The organism is Sphingomonas sp. GW821-FHT02B09, assembly GCF_059421875.1.
Genome location: NZ_JBWKVV010000005.1, coordinates 175469 through 201258 on the forward strand (window position 1 = coordinate 175469; position 25790 = coordinate 201258).

The window sequence follows — 25790 nt, forward strand, 5'->3', positions numbered from 1 at the left end:
GCACGTGCGGTTCGGCGGGGGGATCAGGGCTGACTCTCTGAGCAGCACCAATCCTACCCGACTGGGTGAGAACGCCGGCCCCTGTTCGGACGACTGCCCGGAGAAAATTCTTCGCCTGCTTCCGCCCACGAACAACGAGTACGCGTTGAATTGGCGCAGACGCTGCCTGGCCCGCCTTCGCCGACGAGCGCGCCGCGTCGAAGACGGCATGAGGATCCGACTGCCTCAACCACTGACCTTCAGCGATAATCACGTTGGCAGCGAGTTCGTGGTGGTGAAACGAGGTAGCCGCATCACCTTCCGAGGCGAGAACGGCTTTGGCCACTATCACATCCGCAATTTTCGAGATCTGCCTTGGATCCTCGTCCCACAGACAAAGGTCCACGCAACGCTCTTCGCGAAGCCGCCCGCGTCTGCAATGCCCGCCTGATGGAGCCTGACATGGAAAACGCCCCCTTCTCGCCACTACGTTGGCGCCTGTGCAGCGTCCTTCACGCCCGACGTGTCGCACAGCGCATGCAGGCCGGAGGTCTCGACGTCGTGCTGATCCTCACCGGCGACCCGCTGCAGCCTTGGCGCGTGATCGAGCGCGCGGACACGCCGATCGACAAGGTCCGGGCATGCGCCTGATCCTTGGCCTTGCCCTCATCGCGGCTGCCTGCTCCGGCGCGGCACCGCGGTCGGATCAGAGCAGCGCGATCACGGCCGATGGTCGCGCGATCGACGGGGACACGGTATCGATCGACATTCGCCTGTTCGGAGCCGACGCTTTCGAGAAGCGCCAGATGTGCCGCACGACGTCTGGCTGCTGGCCCTGCGGCAAGGCGGCCCAGGACTATGCGTCTAAGCTTCTGAAGGCGAACCCAGCAACGATTCGGCTGACGGGCAAGCAGAGCTACGGCCGCCCAATCGGCACCGTCGACGTGGGCGGGCAGGATCTCGGCGAGACGATGATTGCCGCAGGCCTAGCGGTGCCCGCCACCAGTTACCTCAAAGGCGATCCGGAACGTGCAGAGCGTTATGTCGCCGCCTACGGAAAGGCCGAGCGTCAGCGGGTTGGTGCCCACGCCGGCTATTTCCTCGATCCCGCGAAATGGCGTCACGGGGAACGTCTCTCGTGCGAAGCACGTAAACGCTAGGCCACACAGGTGCGCGGATGCACCTGTGCACAGGTGCGGTGTTGCAAGCTTTCCAGCCTCGGAGGCCGAGCAACAGAGGTTGGAGAGGAGGGGGAGGGGAAGAGCATCGATCAAGGAGACGATCATGCACGCTTTCGCCTCAACACCCGCGCCCGTTCATACCCTTTGGGAAGCGCCACAGACAGCCGAGCAGCGCCTACCGGGCATCTGGTCGGTCAGCACGGCCTCCCATGGTGGCTTCGTTCTGTCCGCCGAGCGTCAGGCGGCGATGCCTGAGCCACTCCGCCTCGACAGCATCTACTATGAGGAAGACGTGGACTGGTCGTTGGTAATCCTCGCCTTCGAGGCGGAGTTCGCCGAGCTGCGCGATCCGCTGTTCGACCTCGAGCGCGACCTTGCGCATCAAACCGCACGGCATTGGCGGCCACAGCACTACACCGGCTTCACCGGGACCGTACTCGAACCTAGCGACAGCCATGTCCTCCGCAAAATCGCGCTCCTTGAAGCCGCTATGGGTGAGATCGGCGTTCAGGCCGCGTGGGGTGATTGGGCCGATTGGGTTCCCGCCGGGAAAGTCGGAGTTGTCGGGCAGCGGATCACCGGCTGCGATCACCTCGGCTTTGCCAAATACGACGGGCCAAGCGTGAAGGGGCTTGTCGACGCGAGCCGCTACGAGGCCCGCGACACCGGGAGCACCTTCAAGTCGATCGGCGTCGAGGTGATCGCATAGCGCTCGCTGTCGACGGAAAGATGTTTCCGAAAACCGGCAACATCTTTCCGTCGGCTTAGCCACTGCTCACGGTTCCGAGCGGACGATCCCTGACGATTGCCACTGCGCCCAGCCCTGAGGGGCTGACGATCCAAATCCGCCGAAGCCGCGGGAGAGGAGGGGGGAGTGAGAGGTTGGGCGTGAAATGTCGCGCTCGGCCTTCACTGGAGACGGCGTCGATGTTCTACGATGTGCCTTATCGCCACCAACAGGCGGTGGATCCCGCTGCGCTAACCACGATCGCCATAACTCTTCAGGCGATGACCAAGGCGCTGGATGATTGCCGCAATGCCGGCGTCGACCCCAACACGGATCCCGCCATGGTGCTGCTTGCACGCCACATGGCGACCGTATCGACCAATCGCGCGTCGCGTTCGGTACTCCGTCACGCCTGCGATAGGCGGCTGCAATCGCTAAAGCGCTACCCAGCGCTGCTCGCTCTTTCGATCCGCGGCGTCGAATACGATCAAGCCGCCAAAGAGCGATTTCACGAGGACGCGACGGTCGCCATGCAGGACCTCGCCTCGGCGCTCGCACTCGGCGAGGGAAGCTACACCATCGTCTCGACGCAAGGCGAGGTTTTCGAGTCCGGCTATGTCCTGCTCGCCGCGGCCGAGGTCGCGGTCATGGTGCGGGTGGGGCGACGCTTCGAGGGCCGCGAGGTCTCGTATCGGCCGGTTGCCTCCGGCGCCGAACAGACGAACCGGAATGCCAGCATGGCCGACCTGCTGCGGCCCGCGCGCTTTGCCGAGCGGCTGACGCGCGAGCTGCGCCTTCGGACCACCCCGGCCACCGCCTCCAAACCAACCCTTATCGCCGCTTGAGGAGGGCAATATGATGCAGATCAACGATGCTCTCGCCATCGCACGCGCCGATGTTGCAAGCATCGCGCGGTTCATCGAGCGCCGAGCGACCTTCTTGGATGCCCTAGACTGGTCGATGTTGACCGAAGCGCAGGCCCGCCAGTCATCGATGCTCGACGAGCTGCTCGACGAGGACCTCGCCGACGGGCTCCGCTACATCGACTGGCTGGTGGAACGCGTGGACAGCCACGCCCCGGTCCCCGGCGCTCTTCGCTTTGCGCCGCATCCCCGCCCATGGCACGCTGAGTGGATCACGCTGGCCGCCTGAGAGAAGGAACTAAGACAATGAGCCGTCACACCTTCGCCGGTCACGCCGGCACGACGGTTGCCGTCGGATGGGATCGCCCGCTCGGCACCTTCTTCGTCCAGGTCTCGCGGCCGCATCCCACGCTCAAGGGCGAGAGCGAGATTGTCGCATGGGAGGGCACCGACGACGGCGAGCTCGCGACTGCGGCTGCCGCCCTCGAGGTAGCTGCAGGTTACGCCGACCTGCCGGACGGCCTTGGCGCGACGCTAGAAACGGATCGAATGAAGACGCTCGGCCAGAGCGATGGTCCCGCCCAAGCCGCTGCACGACGATTCCGTCGTGACAGCAGTCTTTGAGGAGATCTGGTCATGGATCCGAACAGCAACAACACGAGCTCTGGTCCGAGCGGTTCAAGCATAGCTTTGACCATCCTCTTGTTCGTGCTCATGTTCAAATCGGCGACGTGGATGATGGGTGTCCTGATCGATGGCGAACCTCTTCACGAGGGTAGTTCGTCACCGCCATTCGAGCATCTCTACCGGATCATCGACACGCTACAGGGGCCGATTGGCAACGCCCTGTGCATAGTTGGGATCGTCGCTGCGGGCATGGCCTACATGACCGGAAACTTCGGTTTCGGTTTTGGAGGCTCGCCCACAGTAACTGGTGAAAAGCCTAAGCGTGTTCCAACGTTGCCGATGAGCGAAGTAGCGCGAGCGGCCGAAGCACGCTTGAACGCCCTAAGCGCCCAGTTCAGGTCGATCCCGGAGAATATGGTGCTGCCCGAAGCCAGCATCGAGTTCGAGGCCATCGAAGCGAGACATGTGCCCGACGTTCAGCTTGCGCACCGTGAAGCCCGGTCGACGGTTTCATCAACATCGGAGAAGGCCGAGGCACTAGATGCCGATTATGCCGCTATGCTCGACAAGATCAGTGACTCCGTTCAGCGGCTAGTTGAAGGTTGCGAGGCCTTGGGTCGGGAGAGGTTGGCGGTCCAAGGTCACTTCATCGAGGCACGGCATCCCGGCGCCGGGTTTTGATTGGGGATCAAGCTGCGTTCCGCGGGCGCAGAAGGGGTATCGGCTGTCATTGCCCCGATCGCTAGCGGAGGCGATTTAGCAGTTCGCGTTGTCGTGGGACTGAGGGCTGCGCCCGGAAACCGCTTACGCCTCCAGGGTCATTCTGTTAGAGACGAACGGTAGCAAACCCGCTCTTCGCCCTTGGGAGGCCTCTTATGAGCGCAAACTTTCCTACGCTTCGAAGTGAAGGGCAAAAGCATGCGTGCCTTGCGGCTCAAACTGAGGGCGAGGCGCAAAAGAATCACGTCATGCAAGCTGTAATCTGCGACGCGCTTGCCGATCTCATAGCCAATCCTGAAGCTATGGCGATGCTTGTGGCTATTGCCACGAAAAAGCCGACTCTAACTTTGGTCCATAATCAGAAGCCTGAATAGGCCCCCCAGTCTACCGCGGTGACAAAAGGAAAGGGGGTGGGGAGCGTCGATCCGGGTGGATCGACGGAGAACCTCATGCCTAACATAATCGACCTTGGTGGAGCGCCCGCGAACGAGGACTGCGCCCAGCTCGGGCAAACGCCGGACTTCGATACGGCCAATGCCCACGAGATTTTCGCATATAAGCTGGCGATCATTGCCCGGTTCGGGGAGCCTCCGGCCGGCTGCCGCCTGAAGCCTCTCGCCAACCGCCACGATTTCGGCACCTACCGCACGCTCTCGCTTCGCATCGACGATGAGGATGACGAGAAGGTCGCTGCCTATGCCGATGCGGTCGAGGATGGTCTTGGGAGCTGGCTCGAGGCCGGCTTTTCGCCCCCCATCACCTACGAAGGCAGCGTGGCGACGATCCATCAGCTTGACGTCACCGAGCTGCTGATTGGCGCCCTGCAGACGACACGTCCGAACCCGGACGGGAGCTTCCCAATCCCCGACTTCGAGGTGCTTCACACGAACCTCGCATCAGCCTTTCCCGAGGAAGCCGCGCTCGCCCGAGCACGATGGGCAGCCGCCTGATCCATTCGGTCGCACCTGCGGGTGCAAGGACACGGAGGGCGTGATGATCGCCGACGATTTCAATTCAGCGGATCCGCGCACATGGTTGGCGCGCGGTCGAACGCCGGAGCAGGCCGAGGCGCTCGCTGCGTCGTGGCGGGACTTTCCGGACCTCCCCCATGACGCACCTCTTGCCGACCGTCAGGCGCGCAGCCGTGCGCGCGTGATTGCAACTAGGCCCATTTTCGAGGCGATGCGCGTTCAGGCCGAGGCGGAGCGTCAGGCATCAAACTTCGCGTTCCTCGAGAACCAGGCCCGCGAGGGCAAGGTGAACGATCGTGACCTCGCCATCCTGCGGGGCCGAGACGATCATGGCTACGATTGGGACGTTGCCAACCGCTACGCTGACGGATGGTATGCGGCCCACGTCGGATGGCCGCACCGCTATCCGGACAGCATCCCGAGCAACGCGCCGCTGCAAGTCCGACGCGCGGCCTACGATCAGGGCTTCACCGATGGTGGTGGCGATCGAACAGACCTGTTCGACGCGGCGCGACGGACCAATCTCGCTCAGCTGCGACAAAGCAACATGCCGCATCCATCGCTTCCGGTTGTGCCCGCCCGCCCGCTACCGAGCAGCTGGCCAAAGCCGAGCGACGAAGCCCGGCCCGCCCGCTGGTCGCGTCGTCTCATCATCCTGAGCGACGAGGACGTGGCAATCGCAGAAGCGGACCGCATCAAATGGGACTTCCTCCGCATCGTCCGCGAACGACCCGGCGCAGACGAGCTGGCGGTTATCATCCTGAGCAACGAGGGGTTCGTCACGGTCGACCATTTCAGCCCTCAGGCGATGGGCCACGGTCGACGGCAGGTCAGCCACACCAACGCGGCCGCGCAACTCCGCGCGGTGCTAATGGGGCGCGAAATCGACGACGTCCTGGTGACGCTGCAGGATGACGACCTGCGCCTCCTTGACGCTGTAGCTGCAGCCCTGCCGCTGTGTCGGAGCATGGAGCGGACCCGAAACACCAAGCTGCAGCAGCGCGCTCACCTACGGACTTGGCTGGACCGCGGTTACGGAGCGGACGAGAACATGGCTGCGGGGCACATTCGCTGGGGCAAGCTGATACAGGGTCTGACGGGCAAGCTCGGCGAGTTCACCGCTCGGCATATCGGCGCGGCTCCCGGCCGAGGCCATCTGATCCGGATGTATGTAGGCGATGATCGGGCCGCGACCGGCTTTGCGAGCGCGGATGGGACGCCGCTCTCCCCCGACGTCGTCGTATCAAGCAAGGCGAAGCTGCGCTCCGAGATGGCGGCAACGCTCCGGCGGTTCGGTGCCGCAACGCCGCTGATGGCTTTGTCGGGACGCGAGGCCGCATAGCCGGAGCGTCTAGGCGGCCCGAGGCCATGGAGGGGAGGGGGCGGGGGAGCGAGCACCGGAATTAGCCGGTTAGGAGCAGCTCCCTTGTCCGACAACCAACATACCCCTCCGCACCGTCCGATGCGTCCCGTCCTCTGGTCGTTCGGCGAAGGTCCGACCTTCCCGGGCTATACCGACGATACAACGTGGAACGGCTTCCTGAACGTGTCCGTGGGCATCGGGGTCTGGCCCTATGTCCTGCGCGAGCTGATCGCCGGTGCCGATGGCGACGCAGAGCGCATCGCTGACTATCGTGGAATGGCCATCGATGGCAGCATGGTTTCGATCAGCCACGGCTACACCACGACCGCGGTCGATGCGAAATGGCCGTGGCTCTTCCCCGACTATCCGATCGCGACCATGATGCCGATCCCGGCGACGTGGTCAGAGATGAGCTGGCACCACGAGACAGCGCCGAGTTTTGGTCCCTGCGTCGGCCCGATGGGCGAGGCGGCTCAGCTCTGGATCGACTACGAGGATCCAGGGAAGCGCGAGGTTCCTGAAAGTTCGAGATTCACCTTCAGCCGGCGCGATGCGGTTGGCGAGCTGACCATCATCTACGCTGGGGACGACTACGACGCTGTGCTGACGCATGCCTCCGTCGAGGCGCTCGCGTGCGCGTTCGCCAAGCGGGTCGCCTACGAGATGACACCTGAGGAGTGGCAGGGGACGCGGCTCCGGAATCAAACGGTGCCCGACAACGTTTGCGCGTCGCACGACTTCATGGATGCCAATATCCTCATGCTCGAGGCGTGGGAGGCGGAACGCGGAAACGCTTTGGTCCCAGGAGGTGAACCGGAGCGTTTCGAGGACGACCTTGAGCGTGTGAACGCAGCCTGGAACATCGCCACCCGCTGCTACCTCACAGCCTCCGATGAGGGCGCACGCTTCGACGCTTGGCGCCTGACGGGACGCGCAGTCGACGGCCTTCGCGCCGCGGGGATGGAGCTGGGGCACGATGACGATGGCGACACGCCGGGGCGGATATACGAGCCCGGCTTCATGGAGCGCGATCTCCAGCAGTGGATCGTCAACGTCAGCAACACGAGCCAGTCTTTCGACAAGCTGTTCGACGCCGAAGCGCACCTATGGAGCGTGTTCGCCTCCAGTGAGATGAAGGAGAGCCGCCCCTCGGCAGTGACCGTCGGATCAAGCCGCTTTCCTTCTCCGCCACGCGAGATCGCATTTTCGGAGCAGGAGGTCACCGTGACAACCGACGCGATCGAGCGTCGCCTCGAGGTCCTGAGACAACGCGCGGCAACCACAGCCGAAGCGTCATCCGAGGGGCTCTTCCTCGCAGAGAGCATCCGGCAGCTGGCAGGCGCACGAGACAAGATGCGAGCGGCAACCAAGAGGCCCTGAACGATCCGCCTCTGCGGCGCATCCCGGTGCCGCAGGGGCGTGAAGGAGAGAGGGAGGGTGATGGCGGATGCGAGGAATTACCCCCGCACGGCTCCGAAGGATCCGCCATGCTCCCCGCCACGATCTCCACCAGTGTCGCGCCCGAGACCATCAACAAGGTCACCCGGCTTTTCAACGGATCGGTCACCGACATCCTACATGAGCTGCTGCAGAACGCGCGCCGCGCCGGCGCGAGCATGGTCGCCGTGTCCACGATCGGTCGCGCGGGCGACCGACTGTTGCACATCGTCGACGACGGTCACGGCATCGCTGATCCGGCAAGCATCGTCACGCTCGGCCGGTCTGGTTGGAATGACGCGATCGCTCGCCGCGAGGATCCCGCCGGCATGGGCGTCTTCAGTCTTGCCGGTAGGGACGTCATCATCCGGTCGTGGTCGCAGGCCCACCGTCAAGGCTGGTGCGCCCATATCCCGGCCGCGGCGTGGGAGAGCAGCCGACCGATCGCGATCTCACCGGATCCGATCGGGCGCGGAACCGCAATCAGTATCCGTATGGACTCCGCATGGGAGGATGAGGTCCTGCCGGCGTTGAGCCATGTTGCGCGTCACTACCCTCTGCCCGTGACCTTCGACGGGGAAAGCCTGGAGCAGACGCCGTGGCTCGATGAAGCCATTTACGAGGAGCGCTGGAACGGGTGCCGCATCGGCGTGGTGAAGGAGCATCACCGACGGGGCGGCGCCGACCGGCTGAACTTCCATGGCCTGACGATCCCGTGCCGGATGCCGATCGTGCAGCAGGTTGGCCGCGGCGAAGAATGGACTGTGGTGGTCGACATCATCGACTGCCCGACGATCCAGCTTGTGCTCCCGGCTCGCAAGGAGGTTGTTCAGAACGATGCGGTGACAGCCCTGTGCGAAGCCGCGAGCAAGGCGATCTATGGTGCCATCGCCTTGGAAGGCTCGCATCGGCTTTCCCATAAGGACTGGCTGGAAGCCCGAAGGCTGGGTGTAGCGCTGCCCGAGGCCGAATGCCGCCTCCATGGGTGGTGTGCTCCGCATGCTGCGCAGGGCGAGAGCTATATGACCGGCAGCAGCTTCAGCGACGCCACAATGATAATCATGCCGGACGTGGCCGCCATCCTGGCGCAGCCTGCCGAGCTGGCGATCCAGCAGCATAAGCCATTCTCTGGTCCGCTCGTGTTCGATGAGCCGGCGTTTGCCGGCTATCGATGGTACGACGGGCTGGCGCGCGTTCAGACGCTCGGTTTCACGATCGAGCAGGAGGGTCGCACCTTCCACATCACCGACGAGAACGGGGCACCTTCGGACGTCGACAATGGCTATGTCGAGCAGCTGACCCTCGAAGCGACGATCGTCCATCGCGGTGCGACCACAACCGTGACCTGCGGTGCCGATGTCGCCTTCGCTCCGGATTTCGACCTCTCAACCGAAGTCGACGACGTCGCGATCTTTGTCCGACGTGGTGCAGAGCCGCCAGCTCGGGACGTTATCTCGCTCTTTCAACGTGCGGCTTTCGAGCCGAGCTCCGACAGCTGCGCCGACAGCTACGAAACCCAGGAAGAGCGGTTCCGGCGCGACGCCAGCGACAGGGTTCTGGCTTTGCTCGAGGGAACGGATGCCGCCCTTGAGGCGAACGTTCGCGCCCTCTTTCGCGACTATCCGGTCGACGTGCCGCCGGATCGCTCGGTGACGATCACGATGACCTCGGCGGGCGTGTCGGTCACGATCGCCGAGCGCCGGCCGGAGGTTGGGTGACATGCACATGCCCCCGCCCCCCGTCGTCTTGGCCTACGGCATCGGAGTCGACAGCACCGCGCTCTTGGTTGAGCTCGTAGCGCGAGGTCAGGCACCGGACCTCGTTCTGAGCGCCGATACCGGCGTCGAGAAGCCCGAAACATACGAATATTTGAACATCATCGGGCCGTGGATGGCGGATCACGGCATTCGGCATGAAATCGTTTCCTATTTACCGAAGCGGTTCAAGCATTGGCCCCCTTATTACGGGCTGCTGGAAATGTGCCTGACCAATGCTACCTTGCCGAGCAAGAGCTTGGGAGGCTCCAGTTGCAGCCTGAAATACAAGAAGGCGCCTCAGGATGCGTTCCTTGCGACGTGGCAACCTGCCGTTGATGCTTGGGGACGCGGACAACGAGTTGTCCGTCTGATCGGCTACGATGCGGGCCCTCGCGATACCCTGCGAGCGAACCATGCACTCTCGATCAACGACCCGCTGTACGATTGCCAATATCCTCTACGACAATGGGGTTGGAACCGAGAGGCATGCGTCGAACGAATCCTTGCCGCTGGACTTCCCGTCCCGAGCAAAAGCGCGTGCTGGCTGTGTATCGCTAACCAACCCGACGAAATCCGCGGCCTTCCGCGCTGGTGTCTGCGGTTGATCGTGCTGGTAGAAGCACGCGCGGCGCCACGGTTGCACACCGTCGAGGGATTATGGCGCCGATCCACGAAAGCGCGCCCAGGCCGAATGACGGACTTCATTCGCGCGGAAGGGCTACTTCCAAGCCGGGAAATCGACCGCATCTGGCGCGACGCGCCGCTCGACCTGATCCGGTTTCAGGACGTCGCCGCGCTGGTGCCGATCGGCGAGCGCCCCACCATGCAGAGCTGGCTCGAGCGCTTCAACGCAGGCCTGTTTGCCAAGGCCGCGCCGCTCGCAGCCTGACGCCATCCCGGAGGAAATGATGGACGCCAATCAGAACGCTCAGCCGGTCGATACAACGATCGAGCCCATGCTCGTGCTGTCGACCGCACACATCACGCAGGAAACCTGCAACACCTTCTTGCCGACGTATCCCGGCCCAGCCTGGGAGAAAGGCGAGTACGGGTGGTTCATCTACGTGCCGGAGGACGTCGACGACACGCTCCCGGTCGACCTGGCAGCCTGTATGGCCGTCGCGCGCGCGAAGTCGGCATTCTGGATCATGCTCGATCGCGATGAACCAGAAATAGAAGGGCTCCCAGTCTTCGACTGGTGACTCTGGACTGAAAACCCAGCGCCGGCGCCACGATCTGTGCCGGGCTATTCGGAGACCTCAGATGGTCGACACGACAGACAGCAATATCGATACGATCGGACGCCTCAACGATCGCTGCCGCCAAGGGCTCGATCGAACGGCTAAGGTGATGATGACCAGCGCGTGTCTCGCCACGTTCACCGAGGACGGCACGAGCGCGCTCGCGGTTCAAATTGGAATTGTCGAGGCACTTCGGCGCTGCACCTTCGATCCCCGTGACCGCGAGCGAAATCGCGGCGAGTTCGAGTTTCGCGGACAGACCGTCTTCTTCTCGATCGATTATTATGACCTTGCCCGAGAATACGGCTCAGAAGATCCCGCCGATCCCGCCAAGACACGCCGAGTCCTGATGATGATGTTGCGCGGAGACCTTTGACGTTTGAGGGTTCGACCGGCCATGAGGCGGTGTCTGCATCAAGAGCCAAGGGTCGCATACCACATCCCGAACGCGTTGCTGGCGACGTGGACGATCAAGCCAGGTACAATGGAGCGCGATTGAACGGCGCATAGGCCCGTGCCGACACCGAGGCAGAGCGATGCGACGAGATTTGCCGGCTCGAAATGCAAGGTGACGAACAGCAGGGCCGAGATGAGTACAGCCACAACGCGCCAGCCACGATCAACGAGCGTGCCAAGCAGATACCCACGGTAGAGCACCTCCTCGACGATTGGCGCGACCACGACGGTCGCGATGAGCAGCGCGATGCCAGATGGCCCGGCCATCGAGGCGATCAGCGCGCGGCCGACCTCCAAATTGCTGGACGATCCGGACTGCCAAACGGTCTCACCCTGCAACGCCAGGATGCCGAGTGGGATCTGCGCAACCGCAAGGCCGACCAAGATGGTCAAAATGGTCGAGCGATCCCACTCCACCCCGACCAGCAGGACAGCACGTGTGCGGCCTGCTTTGCGCGCATCCAAGGCCACCAGGCCGAGCATAACGACGGCACCAAGAACAATCGTCGTGGCGGTGAGCGAGGCCGAGGCCGGATCAAAGCCGAGTGCAGGGCCGACAAGATAGTGGATCATGGTGAGCGCAGCTTGATGCGCGATCAGCAGCGCCGCGACGAGCCATAGCGACGGCGTCGACGCCGACCGCGGGCCTTGCAAAGCGCGTCCGGACGCCACGGCCATCTCGTTCATGCTTCATCCTTCACGACAGGAGACCGCGGTGTCGGGCATTAAGTCTCAGCCGAACAGGGTACGTCAATGCCGTCGGCGTGATAGGCGCCTCGACCTCATGCAGCTCCTCGGTCCAGCGCCGGCGAACGCTGAATGGGAGGCCGAAAAGGCCGGTTGGCGCAGCTTCGTGATGGGCAACACCAATCCAGCCTACCGACGCGGCACGAAGCTCCACCAAGCATGGCAGCGCGGTTATGACGGGGCCTCGCGCAGCACCGATGCAGCGGGATCGATGCTGTAACCCATGCAAGCGTGTGCGGTCGCGGAGGCATGGAGAGAAGGGGGGAGGGGCTGTTGGGTCATGGGGATCCGGGAGCCTCACAATGAACGCATTCAGGCACGCGACCGCCGAGGTGGTGATCCGTCACGGCCACATGGCATGCGGCCTCGGCGCAGGTGCTGCGGGCATGAACGCCGCCAATCCGCGCGTAGGACCGCTCCGAGGCCGGTTCGAGTGTGCGGGCGGTATCGATGTCGATGAGGGCGCAATCCGCAATTTCGAGCGCCTGACCGGGGTGAAGGGCACGGTGATGGACCTCTTCAACGAGGAACAATACCGTGCATTCCACGGAAAGGCCCCTCCTGCCGGGTGGCGCGAGGCCACGCCACAGGACGTTCGTGGCGTCTTCGGTCACCTCGATATCCTGTTCGCGAGCTACCCCTGCAAAGGCTTCTCCGGCTTGTTGTCGGCCCGCGCTGCCGAGACGGCCAAATACCAGGCGCTGAACGATCTCACGACGCGCGGCATGATGCTCAGCCTCGAGGCGTACCGTGACGATCCGGTCGCGATCGTTGCCTTCGAGAACGTGCCCCGGATTGCATCATCGCGAGGGGCGCGGTTTCTCGCGAAAATCGACGCGCTTTACCGCGCTTATGGTTATGTCGTGAGCGACGTGGAGGACAGCATCCACGATTGCGGGACGATCGGCGGGCTCGCACAAAGCCGCAAGCGGTTCCTGCGCCTTTTTCGCCACCCGTCAAAGGTGCCGAATTTCATCTACCAGCCCGCCAAGAAGCGGCTGCGCGGCGTTGGCGAGGTCATCGGCAAGCTGCCACTGCCCGGCGATCCGGTCGCCGGCGTCATGCACCGCGTGCCAGCCCTCCAGTGGAAGACATGGGTACGGCTCGCGTTCGTACCCGCGGGGCGCGACTGGCGCGCGCTGAACGATCTCGCTGTCGTCGATGGGCATCTCCGGGATTTCGGCATCGTACCCGAGCAGGCTTTGCGTGAAAACGCACTTGGCGTCCTCGATTGGTCGGACACCGCGCCGACGCTCACCTCTGCACGCTCGCCGGCCCAAGGCCGCTTCTCCGTTGCCGATGTTCGCGTCTCAGCGAACTGGAATGCCGATGTCCTGGGCGTCCGAGAATGGGCGGATCACACCGGGACGGTCGCAGGTCGCACCGGCCCGACGAATGGCGCCTACAGCGTTGCGGATCCCCGTCCCGATTACGGCGAGAACACGCATCGTCACGTCCTCGGCGTGCGCGATTGGGCGCAGAGCGCGGCCACGATCAGCGGAAGCCCGAAGCCGAGTGGCGGTGCCCATGCCGTTGCGGATCCGCGGGTCGACGGCCATCCCAAGAGCGTCCAGCTCGGCGTGCGGCCGTGGTGGGAGCCGGCGCCGTGCATCAAGGCGGACGTCTCGGTCGGAACCGGACCCTATGCCGTCTCCGATCCTCGTACCCTGGCGCCGAGCTTCGGTAACGTATTTCGGATCGTACCCCTTGGCGGCTCCGAAGCCGGGGAGCCGGTCGCAGACCCCAGGCCGACACACGGCAGCGGCGCCCACCACAACAAGATGAAGGTCGTTGCGGCCGACCAGGCAGCGCCGACGATCACCGGATCGGATCGCGTCGGCTCCGGTGCGCTTTCGGTCGCTGACCCAAGGCCGGGATATTCGTCCGGCACTCACCGCAACATCCTCGCCGTGACGGACTTCCGCGATTCCGCCAAAGTTGTCACGGGCGCTATCCACCCGGCGGGCGGTGCCCTGTCCGTCGCAGACCCTCGCCCGGTTGGCCTAAGTGCCGACGCGCGCAACCAGCACAGCTACAACAGCCAAGCGCACTATGGTGTCGTTCGTTGGGAAGACACGAGCGTCGCCGTGCCCGGCTATGCGAAATACGACCGAGGGAAATGGTCGGTAGCGGATCCCCGGATTCCGCCGGCCGAGCCGTTGGCGGCATTGCCAGCGCCGAACGATCGCGTGGTCGCTCGGATCATCGCCTCTGACGGGACGTGGCACCGACCGTTTACCACCTTGGAGCTGGCCGCGCTTCAGTCTCTCTTCGACCCTGACCAGGTGTTCCGCTTCGATAACGAGCGCAACCTGTGGTCGATGGCTCAGCCCTTCGAGCTGGAGGGATCATCGGATGCGCAAAAACGGGAATGGATCGGTAACGCCGTCCCATCGGCTGCCGCGCAAGGCATGGCCGAGGAAATCGGCGAGGCGCTTCTTCTCGCCCGTCTAGGAGAAACCTTCACCCTCTCGGACAAGGCGATCTGGGTATCGCCGCTGCGCATGGCCCTGGCGGTCGACCACAGTCCGATTGCGGGGATCACCCACGGCAGAGACGCTGAACCAATCCACGGGTGACGGCCGATGCCGAAACTGTGTCGCGCTCATGGCGAGCCGAAGCGGCCCCTGAGAGAGGCGCGACGCGCCAACGCTCCACCATCGCAGAGGCCGAAGGGCCGACACCAACAGGAGAGCAAAATGCAAAAGCTCGGAGAAGGGGAGGTGGTCAACGTGGCCGTTCTCGTCCTCATGCTCGCCGCCATTGTCGGAGGGCTTGCCATCGTCCTCTACTGGGAACGGACCATCCCACTTGGCCAGCTGAAAGCCGAGCTGGCGACGCTCCCCGCAGAGACGCGCGTCCGAACGCTCGACTATCTGAGAAGCTCGCACGAGACGATGTTCGGTTCCTACGCGCCAGGCGATCGGCTCACGTGGAACCAACTTCGCAAAGCAAAGGCAAACGCGCGCGCGAGGATCAGAGCCGAGGCCGAAGATGCGCGCGAGACCCGGATGCGCGCCGAGCGGGTGGCTGTTTTGGACGACATGGCACTGAACGTGTCCAGCTTCGATGTGCCGCGATGAGGTACAATCCTCACCTCGCCACGGTTTCTCCGGACGAGTTCACGGAGTTGATGGCAATCGTTCGGCTCGCAGACGAGGGCCCGAGTCCACGAACCGAGGATGACCTATGGCGATCCGCCTATGCCGAGGAGCAACGCCAGCGGCGAATTATCGGGTATCAGCAGGATCTCTTCGGATCCAAAGCGACGACGCACTACCATCGGAACCGAACGGCGCCCGATTGGGATCGACCACCAGTCGAGACGATCGAGCAGAAGCTGGAGCGGATCCAAGGCGACCCGTCTGCCACGTTCGGTCCGCCCCGCTCGGATCGGCCTTCTATCCTGTCGCCCGCAGAGCGCGCATCAATCATCCGCAGGGCCGGAAACTGGCTTGCAGTGCGACGCCGCGTCCGCCTGGTCGACGCACCGGGCTCCGTCGATCCTGCATTCGGCATCCAGCGCTTTCTTGGTCGGGAGGGCGTGGTGTGGCGCCTGTGCGGAGCCCCATTTGACGACCACTGCTATGTCTTCTTCGATGCCGTCGGAGCGGAACGGACGGCGAAGATCGAGATGGCCGAGCTGCGGGACCTGGAGCCGGTCCAATGAGCTGGCGGGAGCCCGACCTGTTCTATGGCGACAAGAAGCCACCGCGCTTGCTCGCCCCGATGAGGGCGTATCGTGCCGACAGACGCAACGCACCAAAGCCGTTTGCGTGGGAGAGCATGGGCGCATGGGTTCGCCACATGCACCGGCTCTTCGCGCTCGAAGGCCCGAGCAGCGATCACTATCGCCGAACCCGCGAAACGGCACGCGCGCTGACGGTCGAGCGCATCCGTGAATGCCGTCACGATGACGATCTTCAGCGTTGCGAGGCCATGCTGGTCGAAGCTGCAGCCGGGTGGCTTTACGGCCTTGATCGGGCCTTCAGCCGCGCGGAGCGTGGCACGCTGCTAGTCGAGGTGCGCAACAGGCGGTGCTTGATCGCTCTCGGACGCACCGCGCCTAAGTCCAAGGGACCAAGGCTTGATCCGAGTTGTCTGCCTGACGCCGCTCTCGATCGGCTGATCCAGTCGCACTCGGACGTCGCGATGGTCGAGCGCCTACGCCACGAACGAGAGCGGCGGGCGATTGAGAGGGGAGGGTGAAGGACGTAAGACCGATGTGAGGGAGAATGACGATGGTAGGCTCAGCGCTCGGCTCCGGCCCCTTCGGAGAATATGTTGCGATCGATTGGCTCCAGCTCATTGCCGATTTGCCTATGGCTCTCTCGATCATCGGGTTCCTATTCGCGATGATCAAGCGCGTGACCGGCCAGATCGACGACCATGCGGTCGGCGTGGCAGGCCTCGTGATGGTAGGGGCATCAGGATTCGCGGCGATCGTATACCTGATCGGCTTCGCCTGCATTTACGCTGGCTTGATGTGGGAGGGCGCGTTTCCGCACCGTCTATCCGACAACCTCCTCGGTAACGTCCTGTTCTGTTTTCTCGGGCTCGCCATTTACCTCGTCCCGAAGCAGCTCGACCGGCTCGATCGATGGCTAAGCCGCAGAAAGCCGCGCGCATAATCAGTCTACCGACGCCTCCTAGCGGTTCCTGTAGATTTCCGTCATGGTGCCCAAGAATAGGTCAGGGCACAAAGCGACGAAAAGGATTGGCTGGCATGAACACCATTCGCACAGTCGGCATGTTTGGCATTATGTGTGGAGTGATTGACACGGCAATCATGGCTTGGCTGGAAATCAGTGAACAGGGCGAGATCGATGTCTTCGTTTGGGGCCTTGGCCTTTACACCTTGCTTATTGCAGGTGTGTGGTACTTAGGTGAATGGTTGTTCGGTTGAGGCGAGACGGCATAACGCATGACTAACTCGCAGTCATCGAAGGGCCTAAAGCGGCAACCGCGGTACGATCGCTGAACAGCCGCGAACCCGAACGGGGATCATCAGTCCAGCGACGCCTTAAATCGGACTAAGTAAGTACGAGGTTTCAAGACCGATAATAATTGTTATGTAAAATCGCGTCTTATCCCGGTTCAGCCGATGTAATGTGCGACATCGACGCGAGGCATACCGTTACGATCATTGCGTTTAGCTGGCAACCCGCCGCATATAACCGATATTGCGGAGTCACTACTATGATAGATGCTCACTTGGTGTTCGCAATCTCGATCATTGCCATCATCATGGTCTCTATGTGCTATTCCTATGGGATCGTGAGCCAGCGCGTGCTGGGTGTCGTTGGCGGTCCGGCCGTCTGTGCAGCACTTGCCGCAACCGTCACCGTCACCATGGCCCCACCACCTCCGCCACTGACACCTGCACAGCAGGCTAAACAGAAGGCTCAGGATGACGGGTATGTGGTCGGACTGGCGACCGGGATGATGATGCCGCGATGAACCACCGTCATCAACGCGAGGCCGAGGTTCGAGAACGGATCGACCTCCTGGTCCGAAAGAAGCTCAGGCTGCTCAACCTACAGCTGGGGGCAACCGTGGCGGCCGCGGTGCTGATCGTCGCAGGCTTCGGTTGGAAGCAAACGCCACTCCTGATCGCAGCGCTGCTCGTCGGGGTCGTGAACGCCGGCCAGGGTATCACCCTGCTCCGCCTGCTTCCCGCGCATATCCGAATGAACCAAAGCGGACCCGCCTCGGTGACCACGATCAATCGTCTGAGCCTTTGGACAGAGATCGCCTTCGTCGCGATCTGGATCGCGGTTACCGCTCTCCTGCTTTGGGCCGCGGCGCGCGCGCCCGATGCCTGATCGATCGCCGATGCGAAAACGGGGCCGAAACCGATAGCAGCGGTTCCGACCCCGTCGTCAAAGGATCCTCCGTCGAAACGGCGGATGGACTGATTAAACGCGACAGCGTCGAATCCGGTCCGCTCCCTTTGTTATACCTAACATGTTCAACAATCCATGAATGGCCGCGCCATGGCGCGTGCCTGTTCTGGACACACCAACGAGTACCGCGCCATGCTCAACACAGTCCTTGTCCGTCGTTCGCTGGCCTCATTCGAGAACGCCTACGCTGTCGCAGTCCAGCTGCGGGAAGCGACCGGCGTCGACCAGTTTGTCGTCCGCACCGGCAACGCCGACCAGCCTTTTCGTGTCTCGCGGCAGTCGCCGCAGGCTCCCGAAACAATGCAGGTGTTGGTCGCCTGAGACCAGGTCAGCTGCTCGCTTGAATCCGAGCCATCAACTCCGAAGCGGTAACGCCCTCGCAGAGAGCTTCGTCGGTCATGTAGGTGATCGGCAGATTCTCGTCGCGAACCACCGCTGCCATGCGGCCGCGGCGATAGGCTAGGCTCTTGAGCCACGCCAGATCCTCGAGGGCGAGCTGGAGCGGCGTGACGTCCAGCAGATGCCAGAGGCGCATCTGGAACGGGCTCTGCGCCTTCAGGATCTCGGAGACGTCCTCGAACCCGGCACCCTGCTCGATCCCGTTGTTGTGATCGTTCGCCAAGGCCGCAAACGCCTCCTCGAGCTCGCGGATCGCGAAATACGCCACGTCCAGGCCGACGCCGATCGTCGCGCCGGCGAGTACCCGGCGATCGACCGACAGCTGCGGATCGTTCAGCGCATCCAGAAGCGGCAGATCGTAATCATAGCCGCGCATCGCGTCCTTCAACTTCATGGTCGTCCTCCTGTGGCGGGCATTGAACATAACGTGAACGGGGTGCGCAAGTCCTTTTCGACGTAGTGGGTAACTCCGATATGATGAAAAGCGACATCGTCGCTGTTATAAGCACCGCCAGGTCACCGCGCTTGACCGACGAAGCCTCTGAACCGCAGGGTCTGTTCTCACGCCGGAGTCATCGGGATGCACATTCTGCTTATTCTAGCGATCGCCGTCGCGATGGCGACCGGGTTCTGGAACGTGCGAGCTTCCACAAGGGCGGGTCGAGGTGCCAACTGGCGCACGAACCGTGACGGTTTGCGTGCTCCAGGTTCATCGCAAGGCTTCATGCTGCTGAGCATGGTAGGACCGACCTTGGTTATCGCGCTTGCGGCGTTCGGTGCCCCTCTTGTTGTCTCACTGGCTGCAGCGTTCGCATATGCGATCGCATTCGCGGCGTTGGCGATCAGGGAGCGTCGCCGCGCCGAGACGTACTATCGTGGGAATGTCGGCCGTGAAGAATATGTCCGTTAATCGGCGACCTTCCACCAGATCGATGGTTCATAGCAGATGGAAGCATCGACAAAGCCCTACGCCCTCGTCGTCGACGATGACCCGATCATTCTCATGGATGCGTGCGGCATTCTGGAAGATGCAGGCTTCCGGACACATGAAGCGGATGATGGCGACGCTGCGATCCTTATGCTCCCCGAGTTCGCCCACACGATCACCCTCCTCTTCTCCGACGTTGACATGCCCGGCGACACCGACGGCTTCGGGCTCGCGCGCCACGTCGCCGAAACCTACCCATGGATCGAGATCGTCATCGCCAGCGGGCGCGTCGGCCCGGAGGCCGGTGACATGCCGGAGAAGGCCACGTTCCTCTCCAAGCCGTTCAGCGCGGCGATGGTCCACGGCCATCTCCGCGAAACCTTACCCGACGGGAAGAAGCCCGAGCCGCTGAGAACCGCCATCTGATCGCAGGCGACCGCGCTTGGATTTGGACTGGCTTTCCGTATGTTCACGCAACTATCAACGGGAGCGCCCCGACATGGCCAAGCCGCGGCAAGACCGGTTCACCATTCCGCGAACGAATGGTCGAGATTACCTCAACGCCTTCATGCACCTGATCGAAGCTATCTATTGGGCTGGAATCGTCGGAGCGCTGATCTACACGGACGCCAGCCTGTGGGTCTGGGGTCTGGCGGCCATCCTCGCCATTCCGACCTACGTCATCGCGACGGCAGTGGTCCGGTCGCGCCTCGGCATCCTTCAGCGGGCCTGATCCGATGCAGAAGCTCGACGCGCGACGGGTCCGCCTGATTGCGATCACACTCACATCCGTCAGCCTCACCGGATTGATCGCTGCGAACTACATGCCGGTCAGTCAGACGGAACAGCGTCACGCCACCACGCTCTCGAAGACCGGGCCGCGCGGCGACGCCGCGTATCGCGCGGCATGGTCTGACGGCCGGCTTACACGCACGGACATGTACGAGATCCGAGAGGAAGCCGGCCACGATATCGACAACTGGGCCGACATGTCGGGGCGCACGCGCTAACCGGGTGCATACCTCACATCGATGCTACGGCGACACCCGCGGCTAAGATTAGCGGCAGCGCGGGCTCGACTGTTGCGATCACAGCAGCGGCGAAACGCAACCGCCTCAATCGTGCCGAACGTAGGCCCGGAATCGTCTGGAGCGTCTGAGGCACAGCCGTGAGCTCGGTCAGAACAAGCACATAGCCAAACGCAAGCGCGCTTATGATCGCAGCGATCGCAGAAGCGGCGGACGGTGGAGATCTGACAGCCGTCGCCACGGCTGCGACGACCCCCATAGCAAGCAGCGCGACGCTCACGACGTACTGGCGCAACAGGACTTCGGCCTCACGCTCCGCTTGTGGATGGGCCACGTCGCCTTCTCGTTGGTCCCGCACGCGCCAGGCCTCGGCGAAGCGCGAGATCGTCGCCGAAGTCGTCGTCGCAATCATACCGCATCTCCGTGAGGGGCTCGCCCTGCCCTTACCGTATCCGGGGAGACCGGTCATCGCCGGCGAACTTGATTACCACGCTATCGACGCGGCACCCGAGATCAGTCCTCGTCGTCGCTTGCGCTTGGAGTAACGCCGCGGGCGGCCAGCGCCGCGTTAAGCTGACGCTTGATGCTCATGCCGTCCAGGTGGCCATGGATGCCATCATAACCTTCGGCGGATAGCTGATTGCGAATATCGCTGATGGAGCGGCAGGTTCCAGCCTTCGCCAGTTGGAAGGCACGTTCAATCGTCGTTACACGCGGGTCGGTCATAAACCTCGGTCAAATAGGCAGGCGGCTGATCGCCGCGCCTCCCCGATATCGTTATGAAATTCTGCGTTTCCAAGCGCCTTAGCACTTGCACCAATCCGTTCGCAGATGCAGCATGGCGATGCCTTTCAGGCATCCTCTCCTAAACCTTTCCGGGTCGGCTCACGCCGGCCCTTTTTTTTGTCTGAAATTGGCTCCCGCAAGCGACGCATTGATCGAGCAAGGTGTCTCCCGTCGGTCGGCAGGATAGACCGGGCGCGTTATTCCATCTGCATAACTCGATCTGTCAGAAAAGCTCGGCTTTGTCCGGCAGACCGTCACAGAGCCATGCCGCAAGCAGTGATTGGCCCGCTGTGACGATAACTCCGCCAAGACCCAATGCCGCGACACTCACGACTGAAATGGCCAATGGTTCGAGATAGCCGGGGAATAGCTCGCGGGCGAACTGTATCGCCCAGACTGCAAGCAACGCATCGGCCGCGACCAATACCGCAACGACCAAGAAGGATACCGTGAGGCGCAACTTCATCCGCCTTGCTCCTAAGAAGCATCCACCGCGATAGCGCGGCCAGATCATACTTATCGCATAAGGAAGGGCGATCGCGAACGATCAATTGGATGGCTGCTACCTCCCAGTGAGCCTCGGGGGGGGGGCTCGTGGGGCACATGCCTCTCCGCGGGTATCTTGCCGAAGGCTGTCGGTCTAAACTGACCACGATGATGGAGGACGCTGTGAAGCCGATTGAAAGCAACGCCCCGTGGCGCTCTCCAGAGGACGTTGAGCGCAGCCTGCGGCGCATCACCGATCGCTACACCTGGAAACGGGTCTTCCTTTTCGCCGCCTTGTTCGTCTGGCTGGCCAACTCCTACGCTGCCCTGCCCTATTTCGACGGGCGCTCATATATGGCCATCTGGCTGGTCGCCTGTATCGGCTGCTGGACGGCATCGGGTTGGCTGCTCGACCTGCCCAAGCTGCTATTTCCGAACGTCGCGGCATTCCAGCACCTGCGTAGGCCGGCGCCGCGCGTAGAGCGACGTCATGTCGGATGAGTAACCTGCCTCCCCCGTTTCCTGACAACGACGTGCTGTTGGCCCTGCAACCGGCCGAAGTGGCGGAATACCTTCTGCGTTACCTCAACGAGCTCCCCTTCACTGGCCGTCACGCGCAGGTGAATGTCCTAGGCGGGTTCGACGAAAACGCAGGTCCTCGCGTTGGCCAAGCCGTCGCTGAGGCGTGGGCGTGGGCAGAAGCACAAGGGCTACTGATCCCGTCCGCCAGCAATCGCAGCGTCGGCGTGGTCGAATTGTCTCGACGCGCGGAGGCTCTCCTACTCGACGACGGGTTCGCCAAGCATCGACAGGCCGCCAATCTGCCCCGCGAGCTGCTGCACACCACGATCGCGGACAAGGCGTGGCACCACTTCATCGCCGGCAACTACGATGTTGCGGTTTTCGCTGCCTTCAAGGCTTTGGAGATCGCGGTCGCCGAGGCGAGCGAGTGCGAGGGGACCGGCACCCAGTTGATGCGCGCAGCTTTTCACAAGCAGACCGGCCCGCTCACGGATCCCGACATGCACGACGCCGAGAAGGAGGCGGTAAGCCAGCTATTTGCCGGCGCATTCGGCCTTTTCCGAAATCCCGTCGGTCACCGTGAAGTCAGCTACAACGGGCCCGCTGAGCCCGCGGAGCAGCTGATCGTGGCCAGCCACCTAATGCGGATCGTTGACGCCGCGCGGTCGCATCGCGGGGCCCGCAGCGAGGCGTAATCCCGCAGTCAGGTGCGGATCCTCAATGCAACGAGCCTCAGTTTGGGGTTTTGTAGCCCCATTGCTCGTTCGGGTCGGATTTCTTGTAACTTCCCCGCCGGGGGTTCGGCACTGCCTTACCCTGCGAACGACTGGTGACGACGGTATCTGGCTGCGTGCTCGCCGAGGCGTTGGGCGTCGCGGTTGGTTCACCACCACATGCGCTGAGCATCGATGCTGCCAGCAAAACCGCGGCGATAGCGGGATAGCTCGTGGTGGCTCGTGACATTCGCGATCCTTTGGCTGGCTTGCGAGCTGGATCGTAGGCCACGCATCATCTTCGGTGAAGCCGCCTGTTGGTCCCGATGCAGGAAGGAAGGCAGAAAGGGATGGGACATCCCGCCCAAGAGGGCGGGACCGTTCAATAGTCGCCAAGAGGCTCCCCGAGCCCCGCGAAGAGCGGGTCTCGGCCCTATCGGGTACAATCACTTGTCGGGCTCCCGGGACGCGCTGAGAGCGGCTCGTGCGCCATGTTCGCGGAAGGTGTGGGGCGAGCTGGTGCGCCTACTCCTCACGTCGTCCCCAGGATCGCGCTCATCGCCGGCAGCCTGCGGCTGTTGAATCATGCGCTAGGCGCATGATGAGTGCTTTGTGGGCCTATGTTCTCATCGCACCCTGCGCCGTCTCCCAGTGTCTCGGCGTGCCAGACCCGTCCGACGGGGTCGGCGTCAAAGGGGTATTGTCCGCGAAGCGGACAATGCTTTTGTTTGTTTGAAGACGCCTCAACAAGAATACCGGGCCTAAAGGCCCTACGGTTTCCACCCCGCAAGCGGGGCGGAGCCTCCGTCATTCATGTTGACCCCGTCGGCCGTGCCTGCCTCTTGAGCCCCTGCGAGGACGGCTCCGGGTGCGATGAGAACAGAGGCCGGGCCTTGCCCATCAGCACAGTAAAAGAAGAATTGATCGCATAGGCGATCAATGCATCTTTGATTTGTTTATTTACGCTCCCTAGTCGGGAGCTATTTGTGCTCGGACTCACCGTGTACGATGACTTTAGTGTCAAGAAAACAATGCGCTTCAATACTTTGAGAGGAGGGGGTAAAAGAAAGATGCCGGAAGGGGAAAGGCCCCAAGCACCGGCAAACAGGGGGACAGGCCCCCGCTAGATGGAGTTAAGACTATGAACATCGGTTCTTTCAAGTCGGTCAATGGTCAGCTGCTCGGTTCGGTCGCGACCGCCACGATTGATCTTTCGCGGTTGGGTCTTCGCCCGGTCGAGAGCACCAACGAGCGCGCGCCCGCCTTCGAGATCATGGTCCTGAACGTCGCGAAGCGTTGGGTTCAGATCGGCGCGCTTTGGGAAATGACCAGCAACAGCAGCGGCGAGAGCTTCTATCAGGGCAAGCTGGACGACCCGAGCCTCCCCGAGCCGCTTCAGATCATGCTCTTTGGCGACGTCGAGGAAGGCTATCGCGTCGTCTGGAACCGCCCCACCGCGCGCCGCGAGAACCTCGACGGCAGCCGCACCGGTCGCCGCACCCGCGCCAACACCGCCGACGACTTCGCGGGCAATGCGACCGCCGATGGCCAGATCGCAGACGCCAACGTCAACGACCCCGATTACGTCCCGCAGATGTAATCTCGACCGAAACGGGCGGGGAGAGGGGTGCAACCCTCCCCCGACCCTAGCCGCCACCATTTGCCAAGGATTGACGCCATGACCAAGGAAACGACCTCCCCGCGCTTTACCAGCTTTGCCGCTTTGGGCGAAGCCCTCGCGACCGACGCCAGCGCAGCGCGCACGAACACCCACGATTGCGACCCCGCAGACGACAACGCCGAGCACGACACGACCGCGACCGATGCGGCCGACGAGATCGCGCAGAGCTACGCCGAGGCGACCGCGACCACGAATTTTCAGGATGCGTTCGGCGACGTCGGCGCGCTTTCCATCGTCGAGATGGGCGGCGACCGTCAGGAACTGGACATGCCCGAGCCGATCGAGGCGCAGCACGATTGCGCGGCGATCATGGCGACCCTTTTCGACCTGTTCCGCGACACCCGCCTAGAGACGAGCGCGCAGGCGATCGCATGGGGCTTCGTCAACTCGTTTCACTACGAGGCGCAGAAGCTGGAACGCGAAGAGGACCGGCTTTGCGCCGACCTTGGCGAAATGACCCGCCGTTATGATCCGTCGGAGATTTACGCCGTCGAAATGGAGGAATTGCAACTCCGCGCCCAGACCAAAACGGAACAGCGCGCCGCTATCGAGTGCATGCGCGACTATGCCGCCGACTGCTACCGCGCACAGACCGGCCACCCATGGTCCCCGGCGCGCGGATCGAAGGTTTCGAGCGGCGGAACCGCAAGCCAGATCGCTGCAATCGACTTCCTGAAAGCGCGCGCGCAGGACCACCGCGAGAAGCGCAACCCCACCGGGCCGCTTGTCGTCTTTTCGGGTGGCGCGGAGTGGCACGACTTCCAACAGCTTTGGGACCGGCTCGACCAGATCAAGGCGCGCGTACCGCACATGACCTTGTGCACCACCGCGCAGCGGAAAGGATGCGACGCCATCGCCGCAGCATGGGCCGCAAGCCGAGGCGTGACGGTCGTTGCCTTCACCCCGCAAACGGGCCGCTATGGCAAGCGCGCGGGCTTCGTTCGCAACGAACAGCTTGCCGCCCTTAACCCGGTCGAGGCTATCGTTTGTCAGGGTTCCGGGCTGCAATCCAACCTGTTGCAGGTGCTGAAAACCGCCCGCATCCCAACCCACGCTTTCCGGATCGACGATCAGGCCCCCGCGCCCGTCGCAACCAAGCGCGCCGCGTTCGGTTGATCCCATCGGGCGGCGCGCCCCCCCTCGCGCCGCCCTCCCCTTTCCTTGGCAGGAATGACTAGGCCAGCGACGGGCGACCCCCGGCGCTGGCCCCTTTTCGCCACCGTCGCTTTGTGGGGGAAACCCTACGGTTCCCCCACGCCAGGCGAGCGGCTG

The 25790-nt window shown here is 63.0% G+C and carries 38 protein-coding genes; 33 read left to right on the forward strand and 5 right to left on the reverse strand.

Features of this window, described 5'->3' with window-relative positions:
- Positions 1-4 precede the first annotated feature (4 nt).
- The 15 genes from AC07U4_RS18920 to AC07U4_RS18990 all read left to right on the forward strand — a co-directional run bounded on the left by AC07U4_RS18920 (position 5) and on the right by AC07U4_RS18990 (position 11242).
- Positions 5-430: a DUF6927 domain-containing protein gene (locus AC07U4_RS18920; protein WP_495196513.1), complete on the forward strand. Its 426-nt coding sequence runs from the start codon at positions 5-7 to the stop codon at positions 428-430.
- A gap of 11 nt (positions 431-441) precedes the next feature.
- Positions 442-630, forward strand: coding sequence for a hypothetical protein (locus AC07U4_RS18925; protein ID WP_495196514.1), 189 nt, complete (start codon positions 442-444; stop codon positions 628-630).
- Complete coding sequence (locus tag AC07U4_RS18930) at positions 621-1139, forward strand: thermonuclease family protein (RefSeq protein WP_495196515.1); 519 nt, start codon at positions 621-623, stop codon at positions 1137-1139. The genes AC07U4_RS18925 and AC07U4_RS18930 overlap by 10 nt, the downstream gene beginning before the upstream one ends.
- A gap of 124 nt (positions 1140-1263) precedes the next feature.
- The gene (locus AC07U4_RS18935) at positions 1264-1869 is read left to right on the forward strand and encodes a DUF7007 domain-containing protein (protein ID WP_495196516.1); all 606 of its coding nucleotides are present in this window, start codon (positions 1264-1266) and stop codon (positions 1867-1869) included.
- A 218-nt stretch (positions 1870-2087) separates the two neighbouring features.
- The gene (locus AC07U4_RS18940; RefSeq protein WP_495196517.1) at positions 2088-2732 is read left to right on the forward strand and encodes a hypothetical protein; all 645 of its coding nucleotides are present in this window, start codon (positions 2088-2090) and stop codon (positions 2730-2732) included.
- Positions 2733-2742: 10 nt separating this feature from the next.
- Complete coding sequence (locus AC07U4_RS18945) at positions 2743-3039, forward strand: hypothetical protein (protein ID WP_495196518.1); 297 nt, start codon at positions 2743-2745, stop codon at positions 3037-3039.
- A 17-nt stretch (positions 3040-3056) separates the two neighbouring features.
- Positions 3057-3374, forward strand: a complete 318-nt coding sequence (locus tag AC07U4_RS18950; protein ID WP_495196519.1) for a hypothetical protein — start codon at positions 3057-3059, stop codon at positions 3372-3374.
- 12 nt (positions 3375-3386) lie between these two features.
- Positions 3387-4058, forward strand: a complete 672-nt coding sequence (locus tag AC07U4_RS18955) for a hypothetical protein (RefSeq protein ID WP_495196520.1) — start codon at positions 3387-3389, stop codon at positions 4056-4058.
- 488 nt (positions 4059-4546) lie between these two features.
- Complete coding sequence (locus tag AC07U4_RS18960; protein ID WP_495196521.1) at positions 4547-5047, forward strand: hypothetical protein; 501 nt, start codon at positions 4547-4549, stop codon at positions 5045-5047.
- Between the two features lie 43 nt (positions 5048-5090).
- On the forward strand, positions 5091-6410 hold the full coding sequence (locus AC07U4_RS18965) for a hypothetical protein (protein ID WP_495196522.1): 1320 nt from the start codon (positions 5091-5093) through the stop codon (positions 6408-6410).
- Between the two features lie 84 nt (positions 6411-6494).
- Complete coding sequence (locus AC07U4_RS18970) at positions 6495-7811, forward strand: hypothetical protein (RefSeq protein ID WP_495196523.1); 1317 nt, start codon at positions 6495-6497, stop codon at positions 7809-7811.
- Between the two features lie 107 nt (positions 7812-7918).
- On the forward strand, positions 7919-9586 hold the full coding sequence (locus AC07U4_RS18975) for an ATP-binding protein (protein WP_495196524.1): 1668 nt from the start codon (positions 7919-7921) through the stop codon (positions 9584-9586).
- A gap of 1 nt (position 9587) precedes the next feature.
- On the forward strand, positions 9588-10514 hold the full coding sequence (locus tag AC07U4_RS18980) for a hypothetical protein (protein ID WP_495196525.1): 927 nt from the start codon (positions 9588-9590) through the stop codon (positions 10512-10514).
- A gap of 19 nt (positions 10515-10533) precedes the next feature.
- A complete protein-coding gene (locus AC07U4_RS18985; protein ID WP_495196526.1) occupies positions 10534-10827 on the forward strand; it encodes a DUF5983 family protein in 294 nt (97 codons plus the stop codon).
- A gap of 61 nt (positions 10828-10888) precedes the next feature.
- Positions 10889-11242 (forward strand): DUF3768 domain-containing protein, encoded by a 354-nt coding sequence (locus AC07U4_RS18990; RefSeq protein WP_495196527.1) that lies wholly within the window; start codon positions 10889-10891, stop codon positions 11240-11242.
- Positions 11243-11280: 38 nt separating this feature from the next.
- Here the strand turns inward: AC07U4_RS18990 and AC07U4_RS18995 are convergent, their stop codons facing one another.
- Positions 11281-12009, reverse strand: a complete 729-nt coding sequence (locus AC07U4_RS18995) for a CPBP family intramembrane glutamic endopeptidase (RefSeq protein ID WP_495196528.1) — start codon at positions 12007-12009, stop codon at positions 11281-11283.
- Between the two features lie 97 nt (positions 12010-12106).
- On the opposite strand from AC07U4_RS18995, the gene AC07U4_RS19000 reads away from it, so the two are divergent.
- The 10 genes from AC07U4_RS19000 (at position 12107) to AC07U4_RS19045 (ending at position 18296) form a co-directional block, all read left to right on the forward strand.
- Entirely contained in the window at positions 12107-12289 is a 183-nt protein-coding gene (locus AC07U4_RS19000; protein ID WP_495196529.1) for a hypothetical protein, read from the forward strand.
- 82 nt (positions 12290-12371) lie between these two features.
- Positions 12372-14648, forward strand: a complete 2277-nt coding sequence (locus tag AC07U4_RS19005) for a DNA cytosine methyltransferase (RefSeq protein WP_495196530.1) — start codon at positions 12372-12374, stop codon at positions 14646-14648.
- Between the two features lie 120 nt (positions 14649-14768).
- On the forward strand, positions 14769-15152 hold the full coding sequence (locus tag AC07U4_RS19010; protein WP_495196531.1) for a hypothetical protein: 384 nt from the start codon (positions 14769-14771) through the stop codon (positions 15150-15152).
- A complete protein-coding gene (locus tag AC07U4_RS19015; protein ID WP_495196532.1) occupies positions 15149-15739 on the forward strand; it encodes a hypothetical protein in 591 nt (196 codons plus the stop codon). The genes AC07U4_RS19010 and AC07U4_RS19015 overlap by 4 nt, the downstream gene beginning before the upstream one ends.
- Positions 15736-16278 (forward strand): hypothetical protein, encoded by a 543-nt coding sequence (locus tag AC07U4_RS19020; RefSeq protein WP_495196533.1) that lies wholly within the window; start codon positions 15736-15738, stop codon positions 16276-16278. The genes AC07U4_RS19015 and AC07U4_RS19020 overlap by 4 nt, the downstream gene beginning before the upstream one ends.
- A gap of 26 nt (positions 16279-16304) precedes the next feature.
- On the forward strand, positions 16305-16700 hold the full coding sequence (locus AC07U4_RS19025; protein ID WP_495196534.1) for a hypothetical protein: 396 nt from the start codon (positions 16305-16307) through the stop codon (positions 16698-16700).
- Positions 16701-16795: 95 nt separating this feature from the next.
- Positions 16796-16975: a hypothetical protein gene (locus AC07U4_RS19030; RefSeq protein WP_495196535.1), complete on the forward strand. Its 180-nt coding sequence runs from the start codon at positions 16796-16798 to the stop codon at positions 16973-16975.
- A 308-nt stretch (positions 16976-17283) separates the two neighbouring features.
- Positions 17284-17529 (forward strand): hypothetical protein, encoded by a 246-nt coding sequence (locus AC07U4_RS19035; protein ID WP_495196536.1) that lies wholly within the window; start codon positions 17284-17286, stop codon positions 17527-17529.
- Entirely contained in the window at positions 17526-17894 is a 369-nt protein-coding gene (locus AC07U4_RS19040) for a hypothetical protein (RefSeq protein WP_495196537.1), read from the forward strand. The genes AC07U4_RS19035 and AC07U4_RS19040 overlap by 4 nt, the downstream gene beginning before the upstream one ends.
- A gap of 156 nt (positions 17895-18050) precedes the next feature.
- Entirely contained in the window at positions 18051-18296 is a 246-nt protein-coding gene (locus AC07U4_RS19045; protein ID WP_495196538.1) for a hypothetical protein, read from the forward strand.
- 7 nt (positions 18297-18303) lie between these two features.
- Here AC07U4_RS19045 and AC07U4_RS19050 read toward each other — a convergent pair whose 3' ends face one another.
- Positions 18304-18768: a hypothetical protein gene (locus AC07U4_RS19050; RefSeq protein WP_495196539.1), complete on the reverse strand. Its 465-nt coding sequence runs from the start codon at positions 18766-18768 to the stop codon at positions 18304-18306.
- 186 nt (positions 18769-18954) lie between these two features.
- Between AC07U4_RS19050 and AC07U4_RS19055 the strand changes: the two genes are divergently transcribed.
- From AC07U4_RS19055 to AC07U4_RS19070, 4 genes are read left to right on the forward strand one after another with little or no spacing between them, the layout of a single operon-like run.
- Positions 18955-19284 carry a hypothetical protein gene (locus AC07U4_RS19055; RefSeq protein WP_495196540.1) on the forward strand — a complete coding sequence of 110 codons (330 nt, stop codon included), beginning with the start codon at positions 18955-18957 and terminating at the stop codon, positions 19282-19284.
- A gap of 36 nt (positions 19285-19320) precedes the next feature.
- On the forward strand, positions 19321-19728 hold the full coding sequence (locus AC07U4_RS19060) for a response regulator (protein ID WP_495196541.1): 408 nt from the start codon (positions 19321-19323) through the stop codon (positions 19726-19728).
- A gap of 16 nt (positions 19729-19744) precedes the next feature.
- Entirely contained in the window at positions 19745-20035 is a 291-nt protein-coding gene (locus AC07U4_RS19065; RefSeq protein ID WP_495196542.1) for a hypothetical protein, read from the forward strand.
- 4 nt (positions 20036-20039) lie between these two features.
- Complete coding sequence (locus AC07U4_RS19070) at positions 20040-20312, forward strand: hypothetical protein (protein WP_495196543.1); 273 nt, start codon at positions 20040-20042, stop codon at positions 20310-20312.
- Positions 20313-20325: 13 nt separating this feature from the next.
- Here AC07U4_RS19070 and AC07U4_RS19075 read toward each other — a convergent pair whose 3' ends face one another.
- The 3 genes from AC07U4_RS19075 to AC07U4_RS19085 form a co-directional block, all read right to left on the reverse strand.
- The gene (locus tag AC07U4_RS19075) at positions 20326-20742 is read right to left on the reverse strand and encodes a hypothetical protein (protein ID WP_495196544.1); all 417 of its coding nucleotides are present in this window, start codon (positions 20740-20742) and stop codon (positions 20326-20328) included.
- Between the two features lie 101 nt (positions 20743-20843).
- On the reverse strand, positions 20844-21056 hold the full coding sequence (locus tag AC07U4_RS19080) for a hypothetical protein (RefSeq protein WP_495196545.1): 213 nt from the start codon (positions 21054-21056) through the stop codon (positions 20844-20846).
- Between the two features lie 283 nt (positions 21057-21339).
- The gene (locus tag AC07U4_RS19085) at positions 21340-21582 is read right to left on the reverse strand and encodes a hypothetical protein (protein ID WP_495196546.1); all 243 of its coding nucleotides are present in this window, start codon (positions 21580-21582) and stop codon (positions 21340-21342) included.
- Between the two features lie 203 nt (positions 21583-21785).
- On the opposite strand from AC07U4_RS19085, the gene AC07U4_RS19090 reads away from it, so the two are divergent.
- The 4 genes from AC07U4_RS19090 to AC07U4_RS19105 all read left to right on the forward strand — a co-directional run bounded on the left by AC07U4_RS19090 (position 21786) and on the right by AC07U4_RS19105 (position 25634).
- Entirely contained in the window at positions 21786-22103 is a 318-nt protein-coding gene (locus tag AC07U4_RS19090; RefSeq protein WP_495196547.1) for a hypothetical protein, read from the forward strand.
- Between the two features lie 32 nt (positions 22104-22135).
- Positions 22136-22819 (forward strand): TIGR02391 family protein, encoded by a 684-nt coding sequence (locus tag AC07U4_RS19095; RefSeq protein WP_495196548.1) that lies wholly within the window; start codon positions 22136-22138, stop codon positions 22817-22819.
- 1159 nt (positions 22820-23978) lie between these two features.
- Positions 23979-24437, forward strand: coding sequence for a DUF736 domain-containing protein (locus AC07U4_RS19100; RefSeq protein ID WP_495196549.1), 459 nt, complete (start codon positions 23979-23981; stop codon positions 24435-24437).
- Positions 24438-24515: 78 nt separating this feature from the next.
- Entirely contained in the window at positions 24516-25634 is a 1119-nt protein-coding gene (locus AC07U4_RS19105) for a DUF2493 domain-containing protein (RefSeq protein WP_495196550.1), read from the forward strand.
- Positions 25635-25790: the final 156 nt, after the last annotated feature.